Source organism: Kitasatospora kazusensis, from assembly GCF_039529945.1.
GTDB lineage: Bacteria > Actinomycetota > Actinomycetes > Streptomycetales > Streptomycetaceae > Kitasatospora > Kitasatospora kazusensis.
Genome location: NZ_BAAANT010000094.1, coordinates 1 through 5,455, shown reverse-complemented (window position 1 = coordinate 5,455; position 5,455 = coordinate 1). Strand labels below are relative to the sequence as shown.

General features: G+C 70.8%; 4 protein-coding genes. 2 read left to right on the top strand and 2 right to left on the bottom strand.

The features are described 5' to 3' along the window. Positions 1 to 885: 885 nt before the first annotated feature. Positions 886 to 1,023 (bottom strand): hypothetical protein, encoded by a 138-nt coding sequence (locus ABD330_RS31885; RefSeq protein WP_344469802.1) that lies wholly within the window; start codon positions 1,021 to 1,023, stop codon positions 886 to 888. 614 nt (positions 1,024 to 1,637) lie between these two features. Continuing rightward, positions 1,638 to 2,036, bottom strand: coding sequence for a hypothetical protein (locus ABD330_RS31880; protein WP_344469800.1), 399 nt, complete (start codon positions 2,034 to 2,036; stop codon positions 1,638 to 1,640). Between the two features lie 719 nt (positions 2,037 to 2,755). Here ABD330_RS31880 and ABD330_RS31875 point away from each other — a divergent pair. After that, complete coding sequence (locus ABD330_RS31875; RefSeq protein WP_344469799.1) at positions 2,756 to 3,085, top strand: trypco2 family protein; 330 nt, start codon at positions 2,756 to 2,758, stop codon at positions 3,083 to 3,085. Positions 3,086 to 3,136: 51 nt separating this feature from the next. Continuing rightward, positions 3,137 to 5,455: P-loop NTPase (locus tag ABD330_RS31870; RefSeq protein ID WP_344469798.1), on the top strand; the 2,319-nt coding region annotated here is incomplete at its 3' end.

Here is a 5,455-nt window from a genome sequence, read left to right as displayed (position 1 = left end):
GCGCGCCGTCTGCTCCGCAGACATGACGCGCCGTCACTAACGTGACGGAATGACGCTGCGTGACTCCGTCACGCAGTGACGGAGGGTGGTCCCCCTCCGCTCCGCTCCGGGGGCCGGCCTCCGGCCGGAGCCTCGAGGCAGGTGACCCTCGTGCCAGGCCAGGGTTCGGACAGGGGCTCGTACAGTGGCCTCTGGGGTGACATTTCTGCTGGTCAGACGTGGTTGAGGTGAGGCGCACTCCGTGCGCTGGCTGACTGGGAGAGGGGGGTGTCCAGGGCCTGCGGGTCGGCATCCGGACGGACGCGGGGCCGGGGCCCGAACCCCGACCACACTCACATCCTGTCACCGGGCCGGGCCCAACGCAAGCCCCGGCCCGAACCATGCAGACCCCCGATGCTATTGGTCTACACCGGTACAAGTGGTCTAGACCGAAGCGGCCCCTCCCGACCCCTGATAAGCCCTCCGATTCCACTCTGGCCATGTATCAGGAATCCGGCATCAGCCAATCCAGCCACAGTCCCCATGCCCATCTGACCGCGCATCACCACCGCGCCTGTGCAATCCCAGGAATCGGCCCCGGCATCCGCCCTGACTTTCCATCAAGAACAGCGGCAGCCGACCGGCCCGGCCGTTGACGATATGACGCGAAATTCGGGTAGCAGCCACCACCCCAGAAAAAGGCCCAGCCCTCAGGTGGGAATCACCCATAAACACCGGACGCAATTCCAGCCGCACACCGCGCGAGGCAGGACCGCCGCGCCCGGAACAACCGGGACCACCAGGCAGGCAGGCCAGCCAGCGCCAAGCGGCCCGGATGACCACTGCCGGACAGCCACGCCGGCATCCGTGCAGACCACCGCCCCTGTCACAAGCGCCGTCAGAGCTTCACCGGCTTACGACACCACCGTTCAGCACGAACACGGCACCACCGTTCAGCGACACAAAGCACTGACCAGCAACAACCACCACCCCGGCCACTGAAAACCGGCGGCGCACCACCACCGCAACCCACACGCCGCCCATCACGGGCGCCTGGTCCCGCGACGGCCGCACGGCGGCTCCTGGCCGTCCCTGTGTGGCTCGGGGCGAGTCTGCCGGCGCCCGGGGGGTGCTGGACCGGCGCGGGCCCGCACAGTGCCGCTCGGCGCGGTCGGGCCCTGGCTGCGGCGGTGAGCCGACCGGCTGGCCGGACCAGTGCGGTCAGCGCCGGCGCGCTCATCTCGCCCCTCGGCCCGGACGTGACGGCGGCCATCGACGCGACCGGCACCGCGAGGCACTCGGGCATTCCCTGGGGCGGGCCCACCGGAGTCCCACTAATAGCGAATCAGGCCACCAATGGCACCGTATCGGAAATGAGCGTCAGGAAAACCCGCAACAACAGCTGTCCCTATCCCCGACGGAACGCCATCGGAACAACACCCGAGCCCGTTGACGATATCGCGCGAATCGTCACTACGACCGCCATCGCTGGATATGCGGAAAACCCATCGCAGAAAACCCATAGGGGACGATGGTTCGGCCGGTCGGGCCAGCATGAGCTGACCCGACCGGCCGGAAAGTAACCTCGTCCGCCTGTCCTATGCCTGTGAGATGCGGCCAGGAAAAACCCAGCCGTTACGGCTCACGGAAGCTGTCGGTCAGACGACAGTGATCGAGACCAGGTCGCTCTGGGGGCTCGGCTGCCAGTCGTAGCTGTGCGGGGCAACCGCGTCGTCGTAGACCTTGCCCGTCGACAGATCATGCCAGACGACCATGATCTTGTAAGCGCCAGAGCCGACCTGGTTGTACCAGTCACCGACGCGAAGAGTCTTCGACCCGTCGTTGCTGTAGAGGAAGCACTGGGTGGAATATCCGGCCTTGGCAATGGAAATGGCGTTGTTGCTGCACCCCGTGGCCACCACATCGGCGGATGCCGGCGAGGCCGCGAGAACACTGACGGCGAAGGCGCCTGCTGCGAGCGCCGCTGCGAGGCCCTTCCGGCCGATGCGCGCGGAGGTCGAGGTTTCGTCGGCGGGACGGCCGCTGCGAATGTCCATTGAAATCTCCAATTCAAGGGATTGGCCAAAGGTATCTAGCGCGCACGCTTCGACAGGCCGTCAACTTTCTTGGCTTGCCTGGTGACCAAGTTGCCAGCAATGCCTATGTGACCGCCACTGTCCCGACCGGGGATTGTCAGGTTCATTCGAAGTGACATAATCACCCTCGGTCAATTGACCGCGCACAATATCTAGCGCACCCGCTTTTGGCGGGCCATCGCCTTTCCCGGCACACGACGCCAAGGTCGTGGTGACCGCTACCCGAGTCCGGTCTCAACTCTTCGGCCCGGGTTCACTCCCCCATGGTCACCCGTCGGCCGTCAGCAGGGCGGTCGGCCGGGAGTTCCCGTCCAGCAGCGGCTGGCCCCGACCGTCGGGCCGGGCGACCACCGGACCGGGGAGACCGTCGGCGCCGGCCGACCGTAATCAGCCGGGCGGACCCCTGGCGGTCCGCCACCGCAGGGAGTGCAACACCACCAAGGAAGTCAGCACCAAGCCCCCAGGGGGGCGCCCCCAACCACCCACGCGGCCGCCACCAGGCGGACGCACAGAAGAAGCAAGGCCAGTGCAGCGGCCACCCGGCCGACACGCACCCGCCAATCACGGAACGCTCTGATCTCGTGTGTTGTGGTGGGTGTGGTGCTGTCCCTACGGTGGGTGGCCTCATTGGCAGGACCGGCAGCGGATCGCGTTGGCCGGCCGGAGGGTTGGGGTCTGTTGTGGACATTGAGCTGGCGGACGCGGTGGCGGTGGTCCGGGACGAGCTGCTGGAGGCGGCCGCGCGCGGGGCGGGCCAGGGCCTGGGGTTCAAGGTCGGCCCGGTGGAACTGGAGTTCGCCGTCGAGCTGCGGGTGGACACGAAGGTCAAGGCCGGCTTCAAGGCCTGGGTGGTGACCGCCGGGGTCGAGGCCGGCGCGGCGCGTGGTCGCACCCACAAGGTGAAGGTCACCCTGACGCCGCAGAACGCGGACGGCTCCGACCTTCTGGTCCACGGCGACCAGGACCGTCCCGATGGGCCGGGTGACGTGTCCGGGCGCATCGAGGACTGACGGCCCGGCAGGGGACGGTAACGGCAGGTCGGAAGGGGTGGGGGAGCAGGGGTGGAGAAGGACCGGGTCGTGGTGGTGCGGGGCTCCGGTGGTCCGGGGTCCGGGTATGTGGTCGCACCGTGTCTGGTGCTCACCTCCGCTCACGTCGTCCCCGAGCCGGGCGGGACGGTGTCGGTGTTCCGCCCGGGGCAGGTGCCGTCGTGCGCGGCGCGGGTCCTCTGGCGGGGGACTCCCGGCGGGCGTGACGACGCCGCGCTGCTGCTGGTCGGCGACCGCGCCTGGGCACCGCCTGCGGGTGGGGGGCCGGTGCGGTGGGGCCGGCTGGCGACCACCTGGCCCGGCACGGCGTGCGAGACCTGGGGTGCTCCCGATCTGGTCCAGCGCCCGGGCCGGCCCACCGAGGAGCTCCATCCGGCGGGCCGTCTGAATCCTGGTGACCGGGATGTCGGCAACCGGTACGTCATGAACGTCGACGGCCATCCGCCGGCGGGGCGGGGGGACGGGAAGTCGCCGTGGGGCGGGATCTCGGGGGCCGCGCTGTTCTGCGGGGACCTGCTCACCGGTGTCATCGCCTGCGACCCCGCCGGACGCTCCCACGCCACCCTGGAGGCCGTGCCCGCCTACGTCCTCCTCCACGACCCCGCATTCCGGTCCGTACTCGCCGAACACGCAGCGGGAACCGGGACGGTGTTGGAGGCCGTGGAGTGGCAGCACCTCGACGACACCCGGGACGCGGTCGACACCCAGCTCCGCTCCCCCGCCGTGCTGCTGCACGCCCGGCGCCAGATCGTCCCGTTCCGCGGCCGGGACCAGCTCCTCGGGCGGCTGCTCGCCTGGAGCCGGCAGCCGGGCTTCGGTGCCCGCCTCCTGCACGGCCCCGGCGGCCAGGGCAAGACCCGCCTCGCCCAGCACCTCGCCGACCGCCTCACCGCCGAACGGTTCCAGGTGCTGTGGCTGAACACCGACGCCTCCCCCGCGGACCTGGCGGTCCTGGCCGGCGCGGCCCGTCCGCTCCTGGTCGTCATCGACTACGCCGAGACCCGCACCCCCCAGCTCCTCGCACTCCTGGACGCCGCCAGCCGCCACCGGGGCAACGACCCGTTCAAGCTGCTGATGCTGGCCCGCACCGCCGGCGACTGGTGGCCCGCCCTGCACGCCGCCACCCCCCGCGCCGAAGACCTCCTCGACGGCGCCCCCGCCACCGCCCTCGGACCCCTGGAACCGGACCCCGGCCACTCCCGCACCCAGGCCTACCGCGAGGCCGTCGACGGCTACGCCCAAAGGCTGCCCGCCGTCCGCGGCTGGCAGCACCACGACTGGCCCGCCCTCGCCGACCGGCTCCGGGACCGGGACCGTGCCGTCGACGCGGCCGGCCTCGCCGGCGCCCTGACCCTGCACATGACCGCCCTGGCCGACCTCCTCGACACCGCCACCCAGACCACAGGCGACACTGGGGATACGGGGGACACGGGGGATACCGACGGCGGGGAAGCCGCGACGGCGCCGGGGGTGGAGGACCGGCTGCTGCTCCACGAGCGCCGGTACTGGAGCGCTGCGGCCAAGGTGCGCGGGCTCGTGCCGGCGTTGGGTGAGGAGACGCTCACCGACGCGCTGGCCGCGGCCTTCCTTCTCGGTGCCCGCGACCGGGACGAAGCCGATGCCGTCCTGAAACGGGTGCCCGGGCTCGACGACCAGACCCACGACCGGCGTGTCGGCGTCCGTGCCTGGATCACCGCCGTCTACCCGCCCGCCGGCAGCGACCGTACCTGGGGTCTGCTGCAGCCCGACCGGCTCACGGAGCGGTTCGTCGGCCGCCATCTCGACCAGCACCCCGGCCTCGCTGAGTGCCTCGCCGCGGGCATTACGGAGGAACAGGCCGAGCAGTTCCTCACCCTCTACGCCCGCGCCGCCGCCCACCCCGCCCTGGGCCGGCTCGGCCCGCACCTCACCACCCTGATCGTCCGGCACCCCGGCACGCTCGCCCCCGCCGCCATCGACACCGCCACCCAGACCGAACGTCCCGGCCCGCTCCTGGCCGCCCTCCGGCAGATCACCGACGACCCGGCCACCCCGCTCCGCCTGCTTGGGGAACTCAGTGGCAGGCTCCCCGACGCCAGCCACACGCTCGCGCCCTGGGCCGCGCACCTCGCCCAGCGCCTCGCCACCGCGTACCGCATACAAACCGAGAGCGATCCTGGCCGTCTGCCCCACCTCGCGGGCTACCTCAACAACCTCGCCAACCGGCTCGGGGACCTCGGACGACCCGAGGAAGGCCTGACCGCCATCCAGGAAGCCGTCGACATCCGCCGGGAGCTGGCCGACGCCCGACCCGACACCCACCTCCCCGACCTCGCCATGAGCCTCAACAAC